Here is an 18652-nt window from a genome sequence, read left to right as displayed (position 1 = left end):
CCGGCGGAGTTAACGCTCATCGCTTGAGCAATTTACTGAACTGGTCGTTCGCTTTTTGCATCACGAACTCGTATGGCGGTGCGAATTTACGCGCCCACCAGTATCCGAATCGGATGTCATTGGACGTATATACGAGATACGTGTTCTTCTCGATTCCCCGCAGAATGCACGACGCCACCTTCTCCGGCGAAACCGCACGCTTCTCGAATCGATGCGTGAGCTTTTCGACCCGCGGGTCGCCTCGGTCGATACCCGCAATTTCCACTGTTCCCACCAATGGCGTCTTCACGCCACCCGGCACAACCAGACTGACGCCGATTCCGTGCCGCTTCAGATCGAATCGCAGCACTTCGGAGACACCGCGAAGGCCGAACTTGCTCGCACTGTAGGCGGCATGCCACGGCAGGGCCAGGAGCCCGGCGGCCGAAGACACATTGACCAGGTGCCCACCCTTGCCGGCACGAATCATGGGCGGAACAAACGTCTCCATGACGTGGATCGGCCCCATCAGGTTGACGTCCACCATGGACTTCCAGTGCCGGTGTTCGAGGTTCTCGATAGTTCCCCACGCCGAAATGCCGGCGATATTCATGACGACATCCATCGGAGAGAATTGAGTGTGAATCTCGGTACCGAATTTCACGACCTCGTCGTAGTCCGAGATATCGAGCGCCTTCGCCATGCTGACCGTGCCGCCGGCGGCGCCGACCATCGCGACTGTCTCTTCCAATCCGAGGTTGTTGATATCGGTGAGAAACAATTCGGCGCCGGCCTCGGATGCACGGAGCGCAGTTGCGCGTCCTATTCCACTACCAGCGCCGGTGATCAGGCATTTCTTGCCGTCGAGCGACCTTACAGACATGGATGAACACTCCCCCGCACTCGTACTGTGGACATGCGGGAAAGTCTACGCACGCGCGGTGTGACCGCCCCGAAACACGCAAGACGGCCGAAGGGGTGCGGCCGCACTCTGCAAACCTTGCGTGGAGACGACCGCAGCGAGCACTACAGACGCTGCATCATCTGCTCTTGATAACCCCTGACCGTACGGTCGAGTTCTTCCGCCGCTACATCGTCCCCACGCTTGCGCGCGTCGTGGGCTCGATCCTGAATTTCACGGATTGCGCGGCGCAATTCATCATCGCTCATCGTGTGTTTCATGTCACAATTCTGCGCCTGCTCGCAGGGTTTAGCTAGCACAGATTGGAATCCGGCAAACCGTTCAAGGTTCAACTCGCAGGTGATCCGCGCGACACCGTAAACAGCGGCCCCGATTGCGGCCCTAATCCCTCAAACCTCGCTTGAACTGCAGTTTTTCAATCGAAATAGTCGCGGAAAACCAGGCTAACGCATAGCTAATATCGCCAAAACAGGTAAAAGGTTTGATATTGGGCACATTGGCCAAGTACTGGAAGGTTCGAATAGCGCAGTCGTAGCTGCGCATTTCCGCGCGGCGGAAACTCAATGTGCGCTGAGACATAGCTGAGCACTCATTGGCCGGACGAATCGAATCTCGGACACATTTGACAACTAGTCCACTAAACAGACTACGGTGAGCTACCGATCGGTTATCCGCGTGATACCGTAGGATTCACTGAACGGACAATTGCTAGCTAGAGAGGATTACGGGGCGGTTCACAATGGCTGACTTTGCAGAACGATTGAACAAACTGTTCGACAGTGTTCATCCTCCGGGGCGCAAACCCCACACCAATGCCGAGGTTGCGGCAGCGCTCATCGAAGACGGCCATCAGATCTCCAAGCCGTACATCTCGCAGCTCCGCTCGGGACAGCGCACCAACCCCTCCGACGAGACAGTCGCGGCGTTCGCCCGGTTCTTCAAGGTGAAGCCCGACTACTTCTTCAACGACATCTACGCAGCCAAGATCGATCACGACCTGGAACTGCTCTCGCAGCTCCAAGGCTATGGTCTTCGCCGCCTCTCGAGCCGTGCATTCGACCTCTCGGAAGAATCGCAGAATCTACTCACCACGATGGCTGAAAAGCTCCGCGCGAGTGAAGGTTTGCCAGAGGTTCCGCCTGACGCGTCGCGCTGATGCGAATGTGCTGAAGCTCTGCATTGACCTGAAGCACTGCATTGACCGGAAGTACTGAAATGACATGGAGTAGGTCGACTATGAACGTCGACCTACTTTTGTCGTTTCATCGAGTTCTTTCGCCAACAACAACACCCATCGGCGCGCCGACATCTTCTCCGGTGGCGCGATCCACCTGGTGTCCAACACATCCGAGGCCAAGGGATCAGCGATCCACCCAGCCAATATCCCCGCGTGTGCAGTGACCGCCCGCGGCGGTTCCTGTCCACCGACGTCGAACATCCCGGCGCCGGACTGGATGTACATCGCATCCATGATCTGAGCGATCATGTCAGATGCCCGCAGCACGGACGTACTCCCGGCACTGTCCGCGTCGACTACCTCGGGGAATCGCTTGACGAGAAGCGCGTGCATCCGCCGCAGACGGTACAGATCACGTCGCGCACGTACCCAGGTCTCGAGAAGCACCCACGTGATGCCCAGCGCTATCAGAACACTCGACGCAGCGATGAACCACACTCCTGCGCCCGTCCAGATATCCGATTCGAGTGCGCCGGTGCCACCGATCGATTCGACCAGCATCACGACGACCACGACGAGCAGGATCGACGAACCGGTCACGATCAACGCGATTCCACGCCCCAATGGTGCCCACGCGACGTGCCGTAACCCCGTCGAAATGACAAGGGACAGTGCAACGATGATAAAGATGAGCGCCGGCGCCGGGTAACCGAAGAGCACCGCGATCGCCACCAGCAACCCCACCGAGTACAGCACCGTGGCGAGACCGCGCATGGCTGGACGCGACATCACCGGCCAAGCGGACACGGCGCCGACTGCGCTGGCCGCAGACAACGCGGTCCACAAGACGATGACGATCATCGCTGCGGCATGTTGCTCCGGCGCAATGCGATCGACGATGTCCCACACCGCCGGAACCATGACCGTCGAGGACAATGCGACCGAGAAGCCTGCGAAGACCATCGACATCCGCAGAGGCGTCGCGGTGCGCGCGACAACTCGACCCAATCTCGCACCGGCTGCAACCCAGACGAGAAGGGCCACAGCCCAAAAGATCATCCGATCGCCTCGTCGTACCGCAATACCGACAGCGGTGTTCCACGGCCACTCATCGTTCGCAGACGCATGATCAACATCGACGCGAACGTCTCGGCTTCCCACTCCGCGATGTCATCCATCGGTACGGGTTCATTGCGCCGCAGAGAACGTTGACTCAGCATGTACGCGATCAAATCGTCACTGACCTCGAGCGTTGCCTCGGCAATCTCGGCACCCTCGTGACGAAAAACTATGTGCCCCAACTCATGTGCCAGAGTCCGCTCGACATTGGGCAACCCGGGGGCCAAAACGATGACGTCGTGATCGTCGTAGGCCCGGCGCTGACCGCACACTCCGGTGGCGAGCGGGGTTTCCAGATCGATCTCGATCGGGCGACCACGCTCGCGGGCGACTGTCTGCACCACTGTCAGCAGTGACACAGCCTCCGACGACGCTGCTGCGTCACATACAGCATCCACCGCAGCCAGAACGCGGCGATGTGAACGTCTGTCCGGCACGACTCACGCACCTCCCTGTGATCCGGGTGCCAGGAATTCGGCACGCGCTGCAGCCAATCGCGCCTTCTGCAGCGAAGCTCCACGGAAAGTCATAGCTCCCGCACCGGCCGCTACAACTGCCATGCCGCCCACACCACCGGCGACGGCGGCAGCATTGAGAATCGGTGGAAGCCCTTGAGTGAACGCCGTCGGGAATGCCTGCGGGTTCTCACTCGGACTCGCAATGTTCGGCGCGTTCGACGGTGCCTGGGGAGCTACGGGTGCCGGTGCGGCCAGAACCTCGGGCGCGGAAGGCGCTGCGACTGCGCCCGGTGCTGCGTTCGCCGGTCCACCAGCAGACGGTGCCGGTGCTTCGCCGCCGGCCGACGGCCCTTGCGGATCGGACGGCCCCGCCGGTGGAACTGCTACCGCCGAAGACTCCTCTGAGCTCTCCTGCGACTCGGAAGGGGACTGCGTCTGAGAGGTCTTCGACTCGGAGGGCGCTTCGCTCGAAGGACTCTCGGCCGGCGAGGTTGCATTGGTCGCCGGTGAGACACTGCTGCTCGGACGGTGCGACACCGAAGGGTTCGCCGAGGGCTCAGTCGTCGTGGTCGCCTCAGTCGTCGTCGTGGTGGGCTCAGTCGTCGTGGTCGGCTCGGTCGTCGTCGGCTCAGTCGTCGTCGTGGGCTCAGTCGTCGTCGTGGGCTCAGTCGTCGTCGTGGGCTCAGTCGTCGTCGTGGGCTCAGTCGTCGTGGGCTCAGTCGTCGTCGTGGGCTCAGTCGTCGTCGGCTCAGTCGTCGTCGTGGTCGGCACTACCGTCGTCCCGCAGTTGTGGTGGTGACAATGCCAGCCGTAGTTGCCGTTGTTGTTGCCGCCGTAATTGCCGTTGCCGTTGTTACCGCCACCGTTGTTGCCGTTGTTGCCGTTGTTGCCGTGGCCGTAATTACCGTTTCCGTTGCCGTTGTTTCCATTGCCGTTGTTGCCACCGGGCTGGGCGGCGACGATGGCCGGGAAAACCGACACGGCAAGGACGCCGATACCCATCAGGCACATCACAGCAACAAGCATCATCGCTAGCCGTCGTGGCTGGCTCATCGACATTCCTCCCCGACACATACGTCCGACCTGCGGAAAACTGCGGCAGACTCACCGTGCCTATCGCACCGGACACACCCTCGTTACATTTCCGGCAAACATGTATCCGCCCAAGGATCATCCCTCACTTGGAAGCTCAACGGTCCGGATCAGCGGTCGCAATCGTATGAAACGGCGCACACTCGAGCTGAATCTTCACAATTCGGGCAGGCTCTGAAAATGCAGGAAAGGGTCGTTCAACTTTCGTTGAAAGACCCTTTGCGCTGGTACTTCTTGGTGGAGCTGAGGGGAATCGAACCCCTGACCTCTTCGATGCGAACGAAGCGCGCTACCAACTGCGCCACAGCCCCGTGCCACCGCCTGAGCGGTGCTCGGCAACTCTAACAGGAGCGAATACTCCCGTTGGAATCACCCGACACGAACTTTCGGCCCTACAAGATCGGCCCAGAAGATCCTCGGTCGATCACTGTCCGGATGCGCGACGCATCTCGGTGTGCCTGACCTCTTCTTCGTAGTGATCCAAGTGATCGAACACCGGATCTTCGTCGTCGACCTCGAGGACAACCGCTCCTGGTCGGCGCAGTCGCGCGGGAATCAGGCGCAGCTCTTCGTCGGTGTGCGATTCGACTCCGAGTCGCGATCGGTTGAGGCGTTCGGTACGACGACGGCGAATCTCCTGCTCGATCCGAACCTGCCGACGCAAGTACGCCATGTACCCGCCGAGACCGCACACGGTCAGCGCAAACAACCACCACACCATCGGCGAGATGATCAATGCGAGAGCGCCCGAGAGAATCGCGACGAAGGCAAGCCCCAGCAATGTCCGCTGTCGGAAGGCGTACCGCGCCTCCCGGGCGATGGCATCCGCTTCGGGGTCGAACCCGCCTCGTCCGCGTCGTACGGGAACAAATTCTCCGACCGGTGCACGACCGCCGGCGTAGTCGTCTTCTGCGTGAGTGTCCATCTGGTCCTCCGCGTCGTAGCTGCTGCGCACTGGTTCTGGTTGCCAGTTCGGATCGCTTCGGTGTCCTGCTGCCGGTCCGCGCTGAACAGGGTTGCTGTCGCCGCGGTGGAGTACTCGAGTCGCGAGCGCCGCGTCACTCGTCTGCCGGATCCTGGGGCGCTTGTTGACGAGCATCGGCACCAGGACGAACAGCCACACGGCCACCAGCCCGATCCACACGAATGAGCTAGGCATGCCGCGGCCTCCTCCCGATCACCTACCAGCACCTATGCCAGCCGTTGACGAGTCAAGGTTAACGGCCGACGCCCTCGCATCGTTGCCGACGCGCCGAACCCCACCATACTCATGTGTCACACGCGTACCGAACTGAACTTCCGGTTCAGTCCCAAAAGTCTCAAGTTCTAGTTGAATCAAAAATCACAATTTGCCGACCAAAAGTAGGACTACTCAGCGGTAACTGCCGTTTAGCTCGCGTTTCCCACGCTACTTGCGCCGTCTTCGTCACACCCACGAAGCGCGTCCGGACCGCACCAATCTGTCGACAACGGTGGTGGGTACTTCCTCGATGGTCATTCCGACCAGAAGATGGTCGCGCCATTGGCCGTCGACATCGAGATAGCGCTTGAGGAGACCTTCCTCCCGGAACCCCACATTGCGCAGGACTGCGCGACTCGACGCGTTCTCGGGGCGAACTGTTGCCTCGACTCGATGCAGACCGACCTTCGAGAACGCGTGATCGAGCGTGAGCGCAACGGCCGCTGTGGCAACGCCACCGCCGGTGACGTGCGAGGCGACCCAATAGCCCACCCAGGCGGACCGCAGAGCGCCGCGCACGACATTTCCGATGGTGACCTGCCCGCAGTACTTCCCGTCCAGTTCGATGACCAACGGAAGGATCCTGCCCTTACGCGCTTCGGAGCGAAGATTTCCGCACAGAGACGGCCAGACGGTGATGTGATGACGCGCATCCCAGGGCGACTCTCCGGTGGGCTCCCACGGCTCGAGGTGCTCACGATCGCGTATGCGGAGTCGACTCCACACCGCAGCGTCACGAAGCTTGACGGGGCGGACGGTCACGACTCCAGCGGGCACTCGCAGCGGGCCGAGATCGTCCGGCCATCCTGGATGGACTGACATCACACCCCACTCGGGTCGGCGTTACCCACGTTGGGCGAGAAAAGCTACGTCGACTTCTTCACCGATGTGCACTTCGGTGACGTCTCGATCGACAAGAACCAAACAATTGGCTTCCGCCAAGGTCGCGAGGAGATGTGAGGACGCACCGGGCGCACCGCCGAGGGCCTGCACCAGGTACTCCCCCGTCGCTTCGTCACGCATCAGCTGACCACGCAGGAAACCCTTGCGATCGGCAATCGACGTGATCGTTCCGACCGTGCGCGCCTTCACCACTCGCCGCATCGGTTGGCGGCGTCCCAGCGCGATTCTGATCAACGGTCGAACCATGACTTCGAATACCACCAGTGCACTGACCGGGTTGGACGGTAGGAGAAAGGTCGGAACCTCGTCTCTTCCCAGCTTGCCGAAGCCCTGCACTGATCCCGGATGCATGGCTACACGCTCGACTTCGAGTGTCCCCAGATCGGCAAGTGCCTCACGGACTTCGTCGGACGCTCCGCCGCCCACGGCACCGGCGATGACGACGATTTCGGAGCGAATCAGCTGCCCCTCGACTACTTCGCGGAGACGGCGCGAGTCGTTGCCCGCGATTCCCACGCGGTTGACGTCGGCGCCGGCATCGCGAGCGGCGGCTGCGAGAGCATACGAATTCACGTCGTAGACCTGACCAGGCCCCGGCGTGCGATCCACGTCGACGAGTTCTCCACCGACGCTGATGACGGAAAGCCGGGGACGCGGGTGGACGAGCACTTTGTCGCGACCGACCGCGGCAAGCAAACCGACCTGTGCGGCTCCGATGATGGTGCCTGCCCGAACGGCCACGTCGCCCGGCTGGACGTCGTCGCCTGCACGACGAACGTAATCGCCCGAACGCACCGGCTCGAAGATCCGGACACGAGCGCGACCACCGTCGGTGTTCTCGAGCGGAAGAACTGCGTCGGCGAGTGTGGGCAACGGCGCGCCGGTGTCGACTCGGACGGCCTGACGCGGTTGCAGCCGGATCGGTTGGCGTGAGCCCGCCGTCACCTCGCCGACCACCGGCAAGCTGAGGTCCGTAGGCTCGCCGTCCTCGCCTCGGAGGTCGGCTCCAGCGCCGGCGACATCGACACTGCGAACCGCGTAACCGTCGATGGCAGCTTGATCGAATCCCGGCAATGGGCGTTCGGTCACCACTTCCTCGGCACACAGCAGTCCCTGCGCTTCCGAGATGGCGACCCGAACCGGACGGGGTGCCACTGCAGCAGCGGTAACCCTGGTCTGCTGCTCCTCAACCGACCGCATCTGGTCCGCGTCCTCCTGTGTCTCGAAATTCGGTGATATCCGTCAGCTCATGATGCCTTGCCTTCGAAAAGGGACAAGCACATTGATACTGCGTTATTGGGCGATCAACCACCGTGGCGACACGCTCAGCGGTCGAGTCGATCCGCGAGCCACTTGCGCAAGGACGGGCCGTAGTCGTCACTGTCGAGTGCCAGGTCAACCGAAGCGCGGAGGTACCCACCAGGGTTGCCCAGGTCATGACGCGTTCCGCGGTGCACCACCACGTGAACGGGATGCCCCTCGGAAATCAGGAGAGCGATGGCGTCGGTGAGTTGCAACTCACCGCCGGCTCCCGGCTTGATGCGACGAAGTGCGTCGAAGATCGCACGATCGAGTAGATAGCGACCCGCAGCGGCAAAGGTCGACGGCGCGTCTTCCACAGCCGGCTTCTCGACCATGCCGACGACCTTGAGCACGTCGGGGTTGACCGCGTCGGGAACGATCTCGACGTCGAACACGCCGTAGGCGCTGACTGCGTCTTTGGGGACGTCGATTGCACAGAGAACGGACCCGCCGCGCTTGGCCCGAACTCGCGCCATGATCTCCAGGACACCACGCGGCAGTACGAGATCATCGGGCAGAAGGACGGCGATGGCATCTTCGTCGTCGTCGAGAACCGACTCGACGCAACCGACTGCATGCCCGAGCCCGAGGGGCTGTTCCTGAATGACGGAATCAACTTCGAGCAAACCCGGCGCTTTGCGCACCTTTGCCAGGGCAGCAAGTTTTCCGCTTGCTTCCAGCTTGCTTTCGAGCACGAGGTCCTCGACGAAGTGTGCAACCACCCCGTCTTTGCCGGGGGACGTCACGATGACGAGCCGCTCGGCTCCCGAGTCCGCGGCTTCACCTGCCACCAGTTCGATGCCCGGTGTGTCCACGACCGGCAGCAATTCTTTCGGAACCGTCTTGGTGGCAGGCAGGAAACGAGTACCAAGTCCGGCTGCGGGAACCACGGCCGTACGGAAGGCCCTCGTGCTGCTAGCGACAACGTCTGTCATGCCAACACCTTAGCCGCCGCTTGTTACCGCTCGGTCAGCACGACGAATATCGTTGTGGGGTGACACCGCGGACAAAAGCACAATGGCGACAAATCGCACTCGCAGCACGTGAAGCAGTCTCCGAGCACGCTCGAAAAGCGGAAACTGCGGCGTTGATCACGCACATACCTTCGGTGATAGTCGAAGGAACAACGGTGTGTGCGTACGTCCCCACTCGCACCGAACCAGGATCCACCGACTTGCTCGACGCCGTTGCCGAGGTCGCCGGGCGTGTACTACTTCCGATCACCGGGGAGCCCGGACCGTTGTCCTGGGTCGAGTACAGCGGCGCGGACGGTTTGCGACCGGCGAAGTACGGCATTCGGGAGCCTGTCGGACCCGTCCTACCACCGGAAAGCCTGTCCGACGTGGAATGCATGCTGATCCCTGCACTTGCAGTGGACGTGCGCGGAACACGCCTCGGCCGCGGCGCAGGCTTCTACGACCGCACACTGGGGTCGGTCGGTCCGCAGACTCGGCTTGTGGCAATTGTCAGAGACTCCGAACTCGTCGAGACCTTGCCGGCCGACGACCATGACGTACCCATGGGCTGGGCATTGACGCCGGGCGGCGGGCTGACGCAGCTGCAACGTGATTGATCTGCGGGAATAGATCCCTGATTAGCGCTGTTGGCACTGTCACTTGTAGAGTGCTAAAGGCTGCGGTGTAAATACGCAGCTGCTCGAACATCACAGTGCGGAGGAAGCCCGGTGCCCACCTACTCATACGCATGTACGGAATGTGACAACCGTTTCGACATCGTCCAGTCCTTCAGCGAAGATTCGCTGACGGTCTGCCCAGCTTGCTCAGGCAAGCTCCGCAAGCTGTTCAACTCTGTCGGCATCGTGTTCAAGGGCAGCGGCTTCTACCGCACCGACAGCCGCGGCGGCTCCGGAACTGCGAGCGAGCCGGCCAAGAGTGATTCGGCACCCGCTGCGAAGTCCGAGTCCAAGTCGGACTCCTCGTCGACCTCGAGTTCGTCGACCAGCACGCCGGCGCCCGCCAAGGCTGCCGCAAGCTGATTTCCACAACCTCCGGGTTGTCCACAGGTTCACATCGTTAGGGCCGGAAGCACCGCTTCCGGCCCTAACGTGCATGAATGCCGTCAGCACGTTCTCGCTCGCCGAGGCGCTCCGACCCACTGCGCGCCCAGCTCGATCTCACCCCGAGCACCCTCGATCGCGTCGTCGAACTGACGCGCGGCACACGATTCCGCCCGGCGACAGTCCGCAAGATCGCAGCCGTTGCCCTGGCCGCACTCGGCGTCGTTCTCTTCTTCCGAGGCGATCCCGCGACCGATACGGTCGCTGTAGTTGTCTCGAGTCGCAATCTCACTCCCGGACAGGTGATCGCGAATTCGGATGTCGAGATCCGCGAGATCGACTCGAAACAACTTCCCGAAGGAGTTGTCTCCGATACCGAACTGGTAGTCGGAAGAACCGTTGCCGGCCCGATACGCACCGGTGAAACAGTCACCGACGTGCGCGTTCTCAGCCCACGGCTGGCCGGGTTGTCCGTAGGAACCGACGACGCCCGCATCGTGCCCGTGCGACTTGCCGATGCGGCCGTTGCAGACATCTTGCGCAGCGGGGATGTCGTCGACGTCCTCACCGTCGGCCCTGACACATCCCGGTCTGACACATCCCGCCCCGACACACCCAACGAATCAATTGCCGACAAGGCCCCGCAGATTCTTGCGGCGGGGGCGGTAGTCGCGTTGGTCACCACGTCGGAAAGTACACGTAACCAGCAGGAACAGGTGATTCTGCTGGCTCTGCCGACACCGGCAGCCAACGTCGTTGCCGCGGCATCGCTGTCCAATGCGATCACCGTGACATTCCGCTGACCGCACAAAGCGGCCGAAGCTCCTCTAGGATTTTTCCAGTCGGTTCGGTATCAACGGACCATCTGGCACTTGCCATCGGAGACTCGAGGGGACACCGACATGCTCAAGGGATTCAAGGACTTCCTGCTTCGCGGAAACGTGCTCGACCTGGCCGTCGCGGTTGTCGTGGGCGCGGCCTTCACCGCCATCGTCACGGCATTCACCAGCAACATCATCAACCCGCTGATCGCCGCAATCGGCGGTTCCAACGAGATGGGCTGGGGAGTCGAAATCATCTCCGGCAACCCGGAAACGTTCTTGAACGTCGGCGCTGTGGTCACCGCGATCATCAACTTCATCATCATCGCAGCGGTCGTCTACTTCGTGCTGATCGTCCCCGCGAATGCGGCGAAGAAGAAGTTCGTCTCCGAGCCCGAGGACAAGGAAGCCAGCGAAACCGATCTGCTCATCCAGATCCGCGACATCCTCTCGGCCAATGCCGGTAGCGCCGACACGGGAGCGCACGCGAAGACGCTCGAATAGTCAGTGCCCGCAGATCAAATCAGGCCCTCGGACAGTGCGTCCGAGGGCCTGATTTTTCAGCTGAGGATCTTGTCAACCACCGTGGTGCGGGGGTCGCTGACTACGCAGCCAATCGTCGTCCGATGATCCCGGCGACCCTTCCGGTCCACGCTCGTCCGACGTCGTCTCGGGAAAGACGTCCCCGAAGATGCGTGCCAGGCGCTTCTTGTCGACTGGCGGCTTCTTCGGGGTATCTGGTTGCTCCGACAAGCTGTCTCAGCCCTCGAGGCTGGACAGCTCGGCGATGACGTGGCTCGCCAATGCCGTCAGGGTTGCCATGCCGTCGCGAATCGCCGGCCTGGTCGAGGCCAGGTTGGCCACCAACGTGCTGCCCGAAACTCCGACTAGGCCGCGGGACAAGCCTGCTTCGAGCGATCCGGCCGAAAGACCGGAGGCGCGAAGTGCTTCGGCAATTCCCGGGATCTCGCGATCGAGAACCTCTGCGGTCACATCGGGAGTGACGTCACGCGGAGACACCCCGGTACCGCCGACCGAGATGACGAGGTCGACGCCGCCGATGACTGCGGTGTTGAGAGCGTTGCGGATCTCCACTTCGTCGGCTGCGACGGCAACCGTCGCATCGACGAGAAAACCCGCTTCGTTCAGCAGTTCCGTCACCAGTGGACCGATGGAGTCGGTGTTGTCGCCGTGGGCTGTGCGATCGTCGACGATGACGACCAGAGCGCGGCCGGCCGATGTGGCTTCGAGTTCCATGACTCCTACCGTAGTGTCCGATCCCGACGCCGTTGCGATCTGGCCGAAGATCGGCTCGATCGTCTGCTGATCACCGAACATCATCGGCCGCCCTGCGCCGCCGCGGTTCCCAACGTGACATCGACGGTCTTGGTCTGTCCACCGTCGGTGTAGGTGATCGAGACCTTGTCTCCAGGAGCATGCGAGCGAACCGCCGCGATCAGCGAATCACCATCTGCGACAACACGATCGTCGACCTTGGTGATGACTGCACCCTTCGGGATACCGGCCTTGGCGGCCGGCCCGTCGGCAGTGACATCCATGACGGTCGCGCCGTCGGCGTTGTCCTGCGACGGCACGGTCACGCCGATCATGGCTTGGGTCGCCTTGCCGGTCTTGATCAGTTCGTCGGCGACGCGGCGCGCCTGATCGATCGGGATGGCGAAACCGAGGCCGATGGAGCCGCCCTGGGTACCCGACGACGCTCCAAGTGAGGCGATCGCCGTGTTGATGCCGATCAGCTGGCCGTCCATGTTGACGAGGGCGCCACCGGAGTTGCCGGGGTTGATCGCCGCGTCGGTCTGCAGAGCGTCGATGACGGTGTTCTGGTTGCCCGACTCGCCGCTCGTGGACACCGGGCGATCGAGGGCGGAGATGATGCCCTCGGTGACCGTTCCGGCCAGGCCGAGCGGGGACCCGACGGCCACAACCTGCTGTCCGACCTGAACGTCGCCGGAGTTGCCGAGATCGATGGGAGTGAGGTCGTTGCGGCCGTCGACCTTGATGACGGCGATGTCGGAGACGGGATCGGCACCGACCAGGGTGGCCGAGGCCTTGGTTCCGTCGGAGAACGCGACCCGCAGTTGCGCTCCCTGGGCACCGGCAACGTGATTGTTGGTCAGGATCAGGCCGTCGGAGGACAGGATGACACCGGAACCCTCACCGCCCTGTCCCTGCGCGGTGGCCACCTCGATCTGCACGACGCTGGGCACCACCTTCGAGGCAACGGCCTGAACCGAACCGGCGGGAGCGTTGGACGTGTTGGTCGCGGTCGGCTTCGGGGCGTTCAGCGAGTTGGTGACCGTCGCGGTTCCACCGTTGCGGTCCGCGACGACGGCTCCGACCACGCCACCGACGCCGCCGCTGACCAGGACCAGAGCGAGAGCGCCGGCAACCAGGGCCATGCGTCCCGACTTCGGCTTGGTGGTGGTCGAACCGGAGTTCGGCCCCTGTAGCGGTGCGGGGATCTGGTTGTGGCCGCCGCCTGGACCGTTCGGGCCACCGGGGCCACCGGCATTGGGTGCGCCGTACGGGGCGCTCTGCTGATACGCCGCTTCATGGGCACCGTGCGGGTGGCCGAAAGCCTGAGTGGGCTGCTGCGGCGCCTGCCCGAAGGCCTCGGTGGGTCGGGCTTCGGTGGGTCGGGCAAACGACTCGGTCGGCTGGTACGGCTGCTGAGGCGCCTGCCCCTGTGGCTGCTGGGGTTGCACAGGTGGCTGCGCCTGAGGTGCTGCCGGCTGCGCCTGAGGTGCTGCCGGCTGCGCCTGGGTAGTGGGCTCGTTGTTGGGCTGCTCGGGCCGGGTCGGCCCGACGTTACGGTCCTCGGTCATCGGCTCGCTTTCGTCTACGGTGACCACCGGACGGGCAGTCACAACTGTTCTGCCGACAATGCTGCCTTGCGCTGCTGAGAAGGCGCTGAGACGTGCCTGTCACTTTACCCAGAGTTCGTCGTGAAAAACCGGTGCCGTCCGGCTCGGCCCGAAAGACTCTCGGGCCGAACACATTAACCCGTGACGTCAGTCACCGAAGCCCGGGACCAACGGGTCTGCAGAACACGCTACTCGGCACTCGGCCCGGGTTCGCCGGGAAGCACGATACGAACAAGTGCTCCCCCACGATCGGATTCGTCGATCGCGATGGTTCCGCCGTGCTTGACGACAACCTGACGCACAATCGCAAGTCCCAGACCCGATCCCGGCATCGAACGTGCCGCAGTCGACCGGTAGAAACGATCGAACACCAACTCCCGATCCTCCTCCGGAATGCCCGGTCCCGCATCACTTACGGTCAATTCCAACAATCCTTGGCCCACCGGACGCATTTCGACGCGTACCTGTTCGCCCTTCGGACTCCACTTCGCAGCGTTGTCGAGGACGTTCAGCACCGCACGCGACAGGCCTGCCTGGTCTCCGTAGACGTACCACGGGGTGGTGACCGCTTCGAACTCGATTTCGTTGCGCCTGCGCCGTGCTCGCTCGAGTGCACGTTCGACGACGTCGCTGACGTCGACGCGCTCGTACACGGTCTCGGGAGCGTCTTCGCGGGCCAGGTCGACGAGGTCGCCGACAAGGGTCGACAGTTCCTCGATCTGCGCGACGACATCGGCACGAAGTTCCGCCATGTCCTCGTCGGGAATCTGCGGCGCACCTGGGCGACTGGACGCGATCAGCAATTCCATGTTGGTACGCAACGACGTCAGCGGCGTTCGCAACTCGTGTCCGGCATCCGCAACGAGACGCGACTGACGCTCGCGGGACTCGGCGAGCGCCCGCAGCATCGTGTTGAAACTCTCTGTCAGGCGCGCCAATTCGTCGCTGCCGGTCACGGGGATCTGCGTCAGATCGTCGGTCCTGGCGACTCGTTCGGTGGCAGCGGTCAGCCTGGCAATAGGTCGTAAACCGGTGCGGCCCACGGTGGTACCCGCCACCGCAGCCAGGATGACGCCACACCCGCCGACCACGAAGAGAACCCACGCCAGCCGGTCCAGGACCGCAACCGTGGGCGCGAGTCGCTGGCCGATCACCAAAGTGCTTCCGTCATGGGTTCGTTGGGCCAACACACGCTGGCCGTCGACGGTGCGCAGCGAGGAATCCGACTCGCCACGCGCGACGGCGTCTTCGGCTTCACCGATCGGCACGTCGGAACCGGGCGGCTGATACGTGCTCAGATCCGAGAAGATCAGCGCCACACTGATGTCGGTGGTGTAGAGCGTTGCACCGGAGATGTACCGAGGATCGAAGCGCACGACATTGCTGTCGATGAGCACCGCCGCTCTGGTACGCAACTGGTGATCCACGTCCGCGTAGAGCGCACGCGAAACCACCGCGTACGCCGCGATCGCCATGACGGCGACGGCGATGGCCACCACCGACGCAGCGAGGAGCGTCACACGCCAACGCAACGACACCGAGCGGGTGAGCGGCATCGGCGGGCGCATTTCGACGGATGCGTTGGTGCTGGTGGACTTCTTCGGTTCGGCACTCTTGCCGAACGGAGCGGTGATCACGGAGGCGTCTCCCGCAGGACGTAGCCGACTCCGCGGACGGTGTGGATCAACCTCGGCTCGCCGTCGGCTTCCGTCTTACGACGCAGGTAGCCGACGTACACCTCGAGCGCATTGCCGGACGTCGGGAAGTCGTATCCCCACACTTCTTCGAGAATGCGTCCACGGGTCAGCACGCGGCGCGGGTTGGCCATGAGCATTTCGAGAAGGGAGAACTCGGTGCGGGTCAGGCTGATCGATCGTTCGCCGCGCTTGACCTCGCGGGTGACCGGGTCGAGGGTGAGGTCCTCGAACGCCATCATTTCGGAATCGGCGTCCAGATCGGGTGCGGTGCGACGCAGTAGTGCACGCAACCTGGCAAGCAACTCTTCCAAAGCGAAGGGCTTGGGCAGGTAGTCGTCGGCACCGGCGTCGAGGCCGGCGACTCGCTCGCTGACCGAATCGCGGGCGGTGAGCACGAGGATGGGCAGGTCGTCGCCGGCACTTCGAAGACGACGGCACACTTCGAGTCCGTCGAGTCGCGGCATCATGACGTCGAGTACGACGGCGTCGGGCCGGTTGGCGAGGATCTTCTCGAGTGCGTCGAGCCCGTCGACCGCGAGCTCGACCGTGTAGCCGTTGAAGCTGAGCGACCGCCGAAGCGACTCGCGAACCGCCCGGTCGTCGTCGACCACCAAAATACGCATACCGACAGTTTGGACTGAAGTGCTGAGATGCGGCTGAGAGGGTCCGATTCCGGGCTCCGGCGTGTCGCGGTCAGTCCCGGGTTCGCCTCGGTCCGGGCAGGCTCCAATGACGCCACAACGCAAGCAGTCTGAACACCGCGGCGAACGCGGTGCCGCACACCAGCGCTGCGTTGGTGGACAGTCCGGCTTGCGAGACTGTGACCACCAACGCAGCGCCGAGCAGTGCGGGAACCGCGTACAGGTCCTTGTGCAGGAGCAGCGGCACCTCGTTGACGAGGACGTCGCGGATCACTCCGCCGCCGATCGCAGCGGTCGCACCGATCAACGTCGCCGCCAGCGAGCTGGCGTTGTTGTCCAGCGCGATGACGGCGCCGGTACTCGCGAACAGGCCCATTCCCAGTGCGTCGAGCGCCAGGATTTCACGGCGCAGGCGATTGAGCGGCTCGTGTAGGTAGAACACGGCGAGTGAGGTGGCGGCGGCCGTTCCGAAGTACGGCCAACTGCTCAGGGAGCTGGGCGGATGGACGCCGAGAAGGACGTCGCGGACGATACCGCCGCCGATGCCGGTGAACACACCCACCGAGCACACCCCGAAGATGTCGAGTCGCTTGGTGACGCCCACCAAGGCACCCGAGGCCGCGAACGCCACGATGCCCACCAGTTCGAGGATCCTCAGCAGCACCGGCCAAGGATCGCACGGTCAGAGGCGGCTCGGGTCGATCACCCCGAGTCGAACTGCTTTGACCAGTCGGCGCGGAACCCGGTGGGTCTGTCCGAAGGCCGTGACCTCGACCAGATCGGGCGCCGTCGCCTTCCACTGGGCACGGCGACTGCGGGTGTTGGAACGGGACATCTTCCGCTTGGGAACGGCCATCAGAGCGCCTTGCGCTTTCCGTAGCGACGCTCGAACTTCTCGACGCGTCCGGCGGTGTCCATCACGCGTTGCGCTCCGGTCCAGAACGGGTGCGAGTCGCTCGTGACATCGACGACCAGCAGCGGGTAGATGGAACCGTCTTCCCATTCGACGGTGCGGTCACTCGTCACGGTCGATCGGGTCAGGAAGCTCTTGCCGGTGCTGGCGTCCTGGAAGACCACCGGGTGGTAGTCGGGGTGCATCTGCTTCTTCATTCGTTTCCCTCTCGCGTTGATTCGGTTTCGGCATAAGGTGATTCGGATTCGTCGCACGGGTCTTCGTGGAACTCGCCGAACGGGTCTTCCCAGGTGACCCACGACGCTTCGTCCGCCAACTCGTCGTCGGTGACCAAGGCGTGCTGCAGTGTTCGGTCGATCTCGAGCGGATTCGCACCGCATGTCAGAACAACCATCGAGGTGTCGCGATCACCGAAACGCTCGTCCCATTTCAGGGCGGCGAGCGCACGGCGTTCGGCCGGCACGCGGTCTCGTTCCTGAGGCGTCATCGCGGCCAGCCAGGTGTCCGCGCTGGCAACTCGCAGGCCGCCGCCCGCCGATTCGAGCCAGAGCGCTTCGCCAGGTTGCGTCGCCACCCAGACTCGCCCGCGGGAGTACACGACGCCTTCGAGCAGGACGTCGATCGCCTCGTGCAGACGCCCGGGGTGGAACGGCCGGTTCGCGGTGAACTCGACGAGCATCACTCCGCCGTCGTCGTCGAGCGGCGGCTGACGACGCAGCAACGGCGAGTGTGCGTCGGCCAGCTCACCGCGTCGCGCGTCCGCAGGCACCTCGAGGAGCAGTGCCTCGATGTCGTCTCCCTCATCGAAGACGGGTACCCGCGGGGCGATGCGTGCGAGAACCGCGTTCAGGCGGGACCGCTGCCAGCCGTCGAGTCCATCGGACCCGCGTAGGACGAGCGCGTCGGCGAAGTCGACCTGCCCGACGACGACCTGCGCCAGGGTGCGGTCGTCGTCGAGAGCGTCGTCGCCGGTGGCGTCGGCCAGCCAGGTCTGCGCGTCGATACACGTCACGACGGCGTCGACACGGACGTCACGCTGTGCCGGTCCGTCCAGTTGGCCGACGACGCCGGTCACGACGACGTGCTCGATCGCCCAACACAGCGCTTCGGGTTCGAGTTGGCGGTCCAGCAACAGGACGATGCGCTGCACCGAACTGTGCGAGTGAAGTCGACGCAGAAGCGGCAGCAGGTCTTCGCGCAGGGTGCAGGAGACGCAGCCGTGCGCGAGCTCGAGGATCGTCTCGCGCTCGGACACTGTGCCGGCAGACCCGGTACCCCCGGTCATCGAGGTGACCGTCCGCCTGACCACCCCTTCACGGACGTGGCTCAGGTCGTGGTGAACCAGAACAGTTCCGGTTCGCAGCAACGCTCGTGCGGTGTGTGGGGTGGATTCGCTCATACCGGCGACCAGGACCAGCGGAGTCCTGCCGTCCAAGATCGTGTTCACAGCGGGCCTTTCTGGGAATGATTGTCATTACCGAAGTTG

At 63.3% G+C, this 18652-nt stretch carries 23 protein-coding genes and 1 tRNA gene; 5 read left to right on the top strand and 19 right to left on the bottom strand.

Features of this window, described 5'->3' with window-relative positions; all coding sequences use genetic code 11:
* Positions 1–16: 16 nt before the first annotated feature.
* Together ABWI03_RS05975 and ABWI03_RS05970 are read right to left on the bottom strand one after the other, a co-directional pair.
* Complete coding sequence (locus ABWI03_RS05975) at positions 17–862, bottom strand: SDR family oxidoreductase (protein WP_095971051.1); 846 nt, start codon at positions 860–862, stop codon at positions 17–19.
* A 143-nt stretch (positions 863–1005) separates the two neighbouring features.
* Positions 1006–1161, bottom strand: a complete 156-nt coding sequence (locus ABWI03_RS05970; protein WP_166813907.1) for a hypothetical protein — start codon at positions 1159–1161, stop codon at positions 1006–1008.
* A gap of 479 nt (positions 1162–1640) precedes the next feature.
* Between ABWI03_RS05970 and ABWI03_RS05965 the strand changes: the two genes are divergently transcribed.
* Positions 1641–2057: a helix-turn-helix domain-containing protein gene (locus tag ABWI03_RS05965; RefSeq protein WP_003946231.1), complete on the top strand. Its 417-nt coding sequence runs from the start codon at positions 1641–1643 to the stop codon at positions 2055–2057.
* A 78-nt stretch (positions 2058–2135) separates the two neighbouring features.
* Here ABWI03_RS05965 and ABWI03_RS05960 read toward each other — a convergent pair whose 3' ends face one another.
* From ABWI03_RS05960 to ABWI03_RS05925, 8 genes are all read right to left on the bottom strand, one after another.
* Positions 2136–3137, bottom strand: coding sequence for a hypothetical protein (locus tag ABWI03_RS05960; protein WP_166813905.1), 1002 nt, complete (start codon positions 3135–3137; stop codon positions 2136–2138).
* A complete protein-coding gene (locus ABWI03_RS05955) occupies positions 3134–3634 on the bottom strand; it encodes an ImmA/IrrE family metallo-endopeptidase (RefSeq protein WP_003946241.1) in 501 nt (166 codons plus the stop codon). The genes ABWI03_RS05960 and ABWI03_RS05955 overlap by 4 nt, the downstream gene beginning before the upstream one ends.
* A 3-nt stretch (positions 3635–3637) precedes the next feature.
* A complete protein-coding gene (locus ABWI03_RS05950) occupies positions 3638–4708 on the bottom strand; it encodes a hypothetical protein (protein WP_353798752.1) in 1071 nt (356 codons plus the stop codon).
* A gap of 274 nt (positions 4709–4982) precedes the next feature.
* Positions 4983–5058 (bottom strand) — tRNA-Ala (locus ABWI03_RS05945).
* 113 nt (positions 5059–5171) lie between these two features.
* On the bottom strand, positions 5172–5906 hold the full coding sequence (sepX, locus tag ABWI03_RS05940; RefSeq protein ID WP_095971057.1) for a divisome protein SepX/GlpR: 735 nt from the start codon (positions 5904–5906) through the stop codon (positions 5172–5174).
* A 267-nt stretch (positions 5907–6173) separates the two neighbouring features.
* On the bottom strand, positions 6174–6809 hold the full coding sequence (locus tag ABWI03_RS05935) for a GNAT family N-acetyltransferase (RefSeq protein WP_298777505.1): 636 nt from the start codon (positions 6807–6809) through the stop codon (positions 6174–6176).
* A gap of 21 nt (positions 6810–6830) precedes the next feature.
* The gene (gene glp, locus ABWI03_RS05930) at positions 6831–8090 is read right to left on the bottom strand and encodes a molybdotransferase-like divisome protein Glp (protein WP_003946353.1); all 1260 of its coding nucleotides are present in this window, start codon (positions 8088–8090) and stop codon (positions 6831–6833) included.
* A 125-nt stretch (positions 8091–8215) separates the two neighbouring features.
* Complete coding sequence (locus ABWI03_RS05925) at positions 8216–9127, bottom strand: UTP--glucose-1-phosphate uridylyltransferase (RefSeq protein WP_019744725.1); 912 nt, start codon at positions 9125–9127, stop codon at positions 8216–8218.
* A 59-nt stretch (positions 9128–9186) separates the two neighbouring features.
* Between ABWI03_RS05925 and ABWI03_RS05920 the strand changes: the two genes are divergently transcribed.
* The 4 genes from ABWI03_RS05920 to mscL all read left to right on the top strand — a co-directional run bounded on the left by ABWI03_RS05920 (position 9187) and on the right by mscL (position 11534).
* On the top strand, positions 9187–9765 hold the full coding sequence (locus tag ABWI03_RS05920; protein WP_095971058.1) for a 5-formyltetrahydrofolate cyclo-ligase: 579 nt from the start codon (positions 9187–9189) through the stop codon (positions 9763–9765).
* A gap of 111 nt (positions 9766–9876) precedes the next feature.
* Positions 9877–10188: an FmdB family zinc ribbon protein gene (locus ABWI03_RS05915; RefSeq protein WP_003946378.1), complete on the top strand. Its 312-nt coding sequence runs from the start codon at positions 9877–9879 to the stop codon at positions 10186–10188.
* 77 nt (positions 10189–10265) lie between these two features.
* Entirely contained in the window at positions 10266–11012 is a 747-nt protein-coding gene (locus ABWI03_RS05910) for an SAF domain-containing protein (protein ID WP_298777498.1), read from the top strand.
* A gap of 99 nt (positions 11013–11111) precedes the next feature.
* On the top strand, positions 11112–11534 hold the full coding sequence (gene mscL / locus ABWI03_RS05905; RefSeq protein ID WP_298777495.1) for a large conductance mechanosensitive channel protein MscL: 423 nt from the start codon (positions 11112–11114) through the stop codon (positions 11532–11534).
* A 72-nt stretch (positions 11535–11606) separates the two neighbouring features.
* Here mscL and ABWI03_RS05900 read toward each other — a convergent pair whose 3' ends face one another.
* The 9 genes from ABWI03_RS05900 to mrf form a co-directional block, all read right to left on the bottom strand.
* Entirely contained in the window at positions 11607–11783 is a 177-nt protein-coding gene (locus tag ABWI03_RS05900) for a hypothetical protein (RefSeq protein WP_185564585.1), read from the bottom strand.
* A 6-nt stretch (positions 11784–11789) separates the two neighbouring features.
* Positions 11790–12287 carry a MogA/MoaB family molybdenum cofactor biosynthesis protein gene (locus tag ABWI03_RS05895; protein ID WP_185564609.1) on the bottom strand — a complete coding sequence of 166 codons (498 nt, stop codon included), beginning with the start codon at positions 12285–12287 and terminating at the stop codon, positions 11790–11792.
* Positions 12288–12367: 80 nt separating this feature from the next.
* Positions 12368–13876 (bottom strand): S1C family serine protease, encoded by a 1509-nt coding sequence (locus ABWI03_RS05890; protein ID WP_296554338.1) that lies wholly within the window; start codon positions 13874–13876, stop codon positions 12368–12370.
* A gap of 227 nt (positions 13877–14103) precedes the next feature.
* Positions 14104–15483, bottom strand: a complete 1380-nt coding sequence (locus ABWI03_RS05885) for a HAMP domain-containing sensor histidine kinase (protein ID WP_020908630.1) — start codon at positions 15481–15483, stop codon at positions 14104–14106.
* Between the two features lie 65 nt (positions 15484–15548).
* Complete coding sequence (locus ABWI03_RS05880) at positions 15549–16235, bottom strand: response regulator transcription factor (RefSeq protein WP_003946387.1); 687 nt, start codon at positions 16233–16235, stop codon at positions 15549–15551.
* 70 nt (positions 16236–16305) lie between these two features.
* On the bottom strand, positions 16306–16917 hold the full coding sequence (locus ABWI03_RS05875) for a trimeric intracellular cation channel family protein (protein WP_003946409.1): 612 nt from the start codon (positions 16915–16917) through the stop codon (positions 16306–16308).
* 18 nt (positions 16918–16935) lie between these two features.
* On the bottom strand, positions 16936–17109 hold the full coding sequence (gene rpmF / locus ABWI03_RS05870; protein ID WP_200316259.1) for a 50S ribosomal protein L32: 174 nt from the start codon (positions 17107–17109) through the stop codon (positions 16936–16938).
* Positions 17109–17363, bottom strand: coding sequence for a type B 50S ribosomal protein L31 (locus ABWI03_RS05865; RefSeq protein WP_124567445.1), 255 nt, complete (start codon positions 17361–17363; stop codon positions 17109–17111). Before ABWI03_RS05865 ends, rpmF begins: the two co-directional genes overlap by 1 nt.
* The gene (mrf, locus tag ABWI03_RS05860) at positions 17360–18613 is read right to left on the bottom strand and encodes a ribosome hibernation factor-recruiting GTPase MRF (protein ID WP_200316260.1); all 1254 of its coding nucleotides are present in this window, start codon (positions 18611–18613) and stop codon (positions 17360–17362) included. Before mrf ends, ABWI03_RS05865 begins: the two co-directional genes overlap by 4 nt.
* Positions 18614–18652: the final 39 nt, after the last annotated feature.

It is taken from the genome of Rhodococcus baikonurensis (genome assembly GCF_040489275.1).
In the GTDB taxonomy this organism is placed as follows: domain Bacteria; phylum Actinomycetota; class Actinomycetes; order Mycobacteriales; family Mycobacteriaceae; genus Rhodococcus_F; species Rhodococcus_F baikonurensis.
Note: the sequence above shows the minus strand (reverse complement) of the source record. Positions and strands in the feature narration are given on the sequence as shown.

Coding starts and splice junctions, on each gene's coding strand:
- ABWI03_RS05975 (WP_095971051.1), bottom strand. CDS start 862: ATGTCTGTAAGGTCGCTCGACGGCAAGAAATGCCTGATCACCGGCGCT.
- ABWI03_RS05970 (WP_166813907.1), bottom strand. CDS start 1,161: ATGAAACACACGATGAGCGATGATGAATTGCGCCGCGCAATCCGTGAA.
- ABWI03_RS05965 (WP_003946231.1), top strand. CDS start 1,641: ATGGCTGACTTTGCAGAACGATTGAACAAACTGTTCGACAGTGTTCAT.
- ABWI03_RS05960 (WP_166813905.1), bottom strand. CDS start 3,137: ATGATCTTTTGGGCTGTGGCCCTTCTCGTCTGGGTTGCAGCCGGTGCG.
- ABWI03_RS05950 (WP_353798752.1), bottom strand. CDS start 4,708: ATGAGCCAGCCACGACGGCTAGCGATGATGCTTGTTGCTGTGATGTGC.
- sepX (WP_095971057.1), bottom strand. CDS start 5,906: ATGCCTAGCTCATTCGTGTGGATCGGGCTGGTGGCCGTGTGGCTGTTC.
- ABWI03_RS05935 (WP_298777505.1), bottom strand. CDS start 6,809: ATGTCAGTCCATCCAGGATGGCCGGACGATCTCGGCCCGCTGCGAGTG.
- glp (WP_003946353.1), bottom strand. CDS start 8,090: ATGCGGTCGGTTGAGGAGCAGCAGACCAGGGTTACCGCTGCTGCAGTG.
- ABWI03_RS05925 (WP_019744725.1), bottom strand. CDS start 9,127: ATGACAGACGTTGTCGCTAGCAGCACGAGGGCCTTCCGTACGGCCGTG.
- ABWI03_RS05910 (WP_298777498.1), top strand. CDS start 10,266: ATGCCGTCAGCACGTTCTCGCTCGCCGAGGCGCTCCGACCCACTGCGC.
- mscL (WP_298777495.1), top strand. CDS start 11,112: ATGCTCAAGGGATTCAAGGACTTCCTGCTTCGCGGAAACGTGCTCGAC.
- ABWI03_RS05895 (WP_185564609.1), bottom strand. CDS start 12,287: ATGGAACTCGAAGCCACATCGGCCGGCCGCGCTCTGGTCGTCATCGTC.
- ABWI03_RS05890 (WP_296554338.1), bottom strand. CDS start 13,876: ATGACCGAGGACCGTAACGTCGGGCCGACCCGGCCCGAGCAGCCCAAC.
- ABWI03_RS05885 (WP_020908630.1), bottom strand. CDS start 15,483: ATGCGCCCGCCGATGCCGCTCACCCGCTCGGTGTCGTTGCGTTGGCGT.
- ABWI03_RS05880 (WP_003946387.1), bottom strand. CDS start 16,235: ATGCGTATTTTGGTGGTCGACGACGACCGGGCGGTTCGCGAGTCGCTT.
- rpmF (WP_200316259.1), bottom strand. CDS start 17,109: ATGGCCGTTCCCAAGCGGAAGATGTCCCGTTCCAACACCCGCAGTCGC.
- ABWI03_RS05865 (WP_124567445.1), bottom strand. CDS start 17,363: ATGAAGAAGCAGATGCACCCCGACTACCACCCGGTGGTCTTCCAGGAC.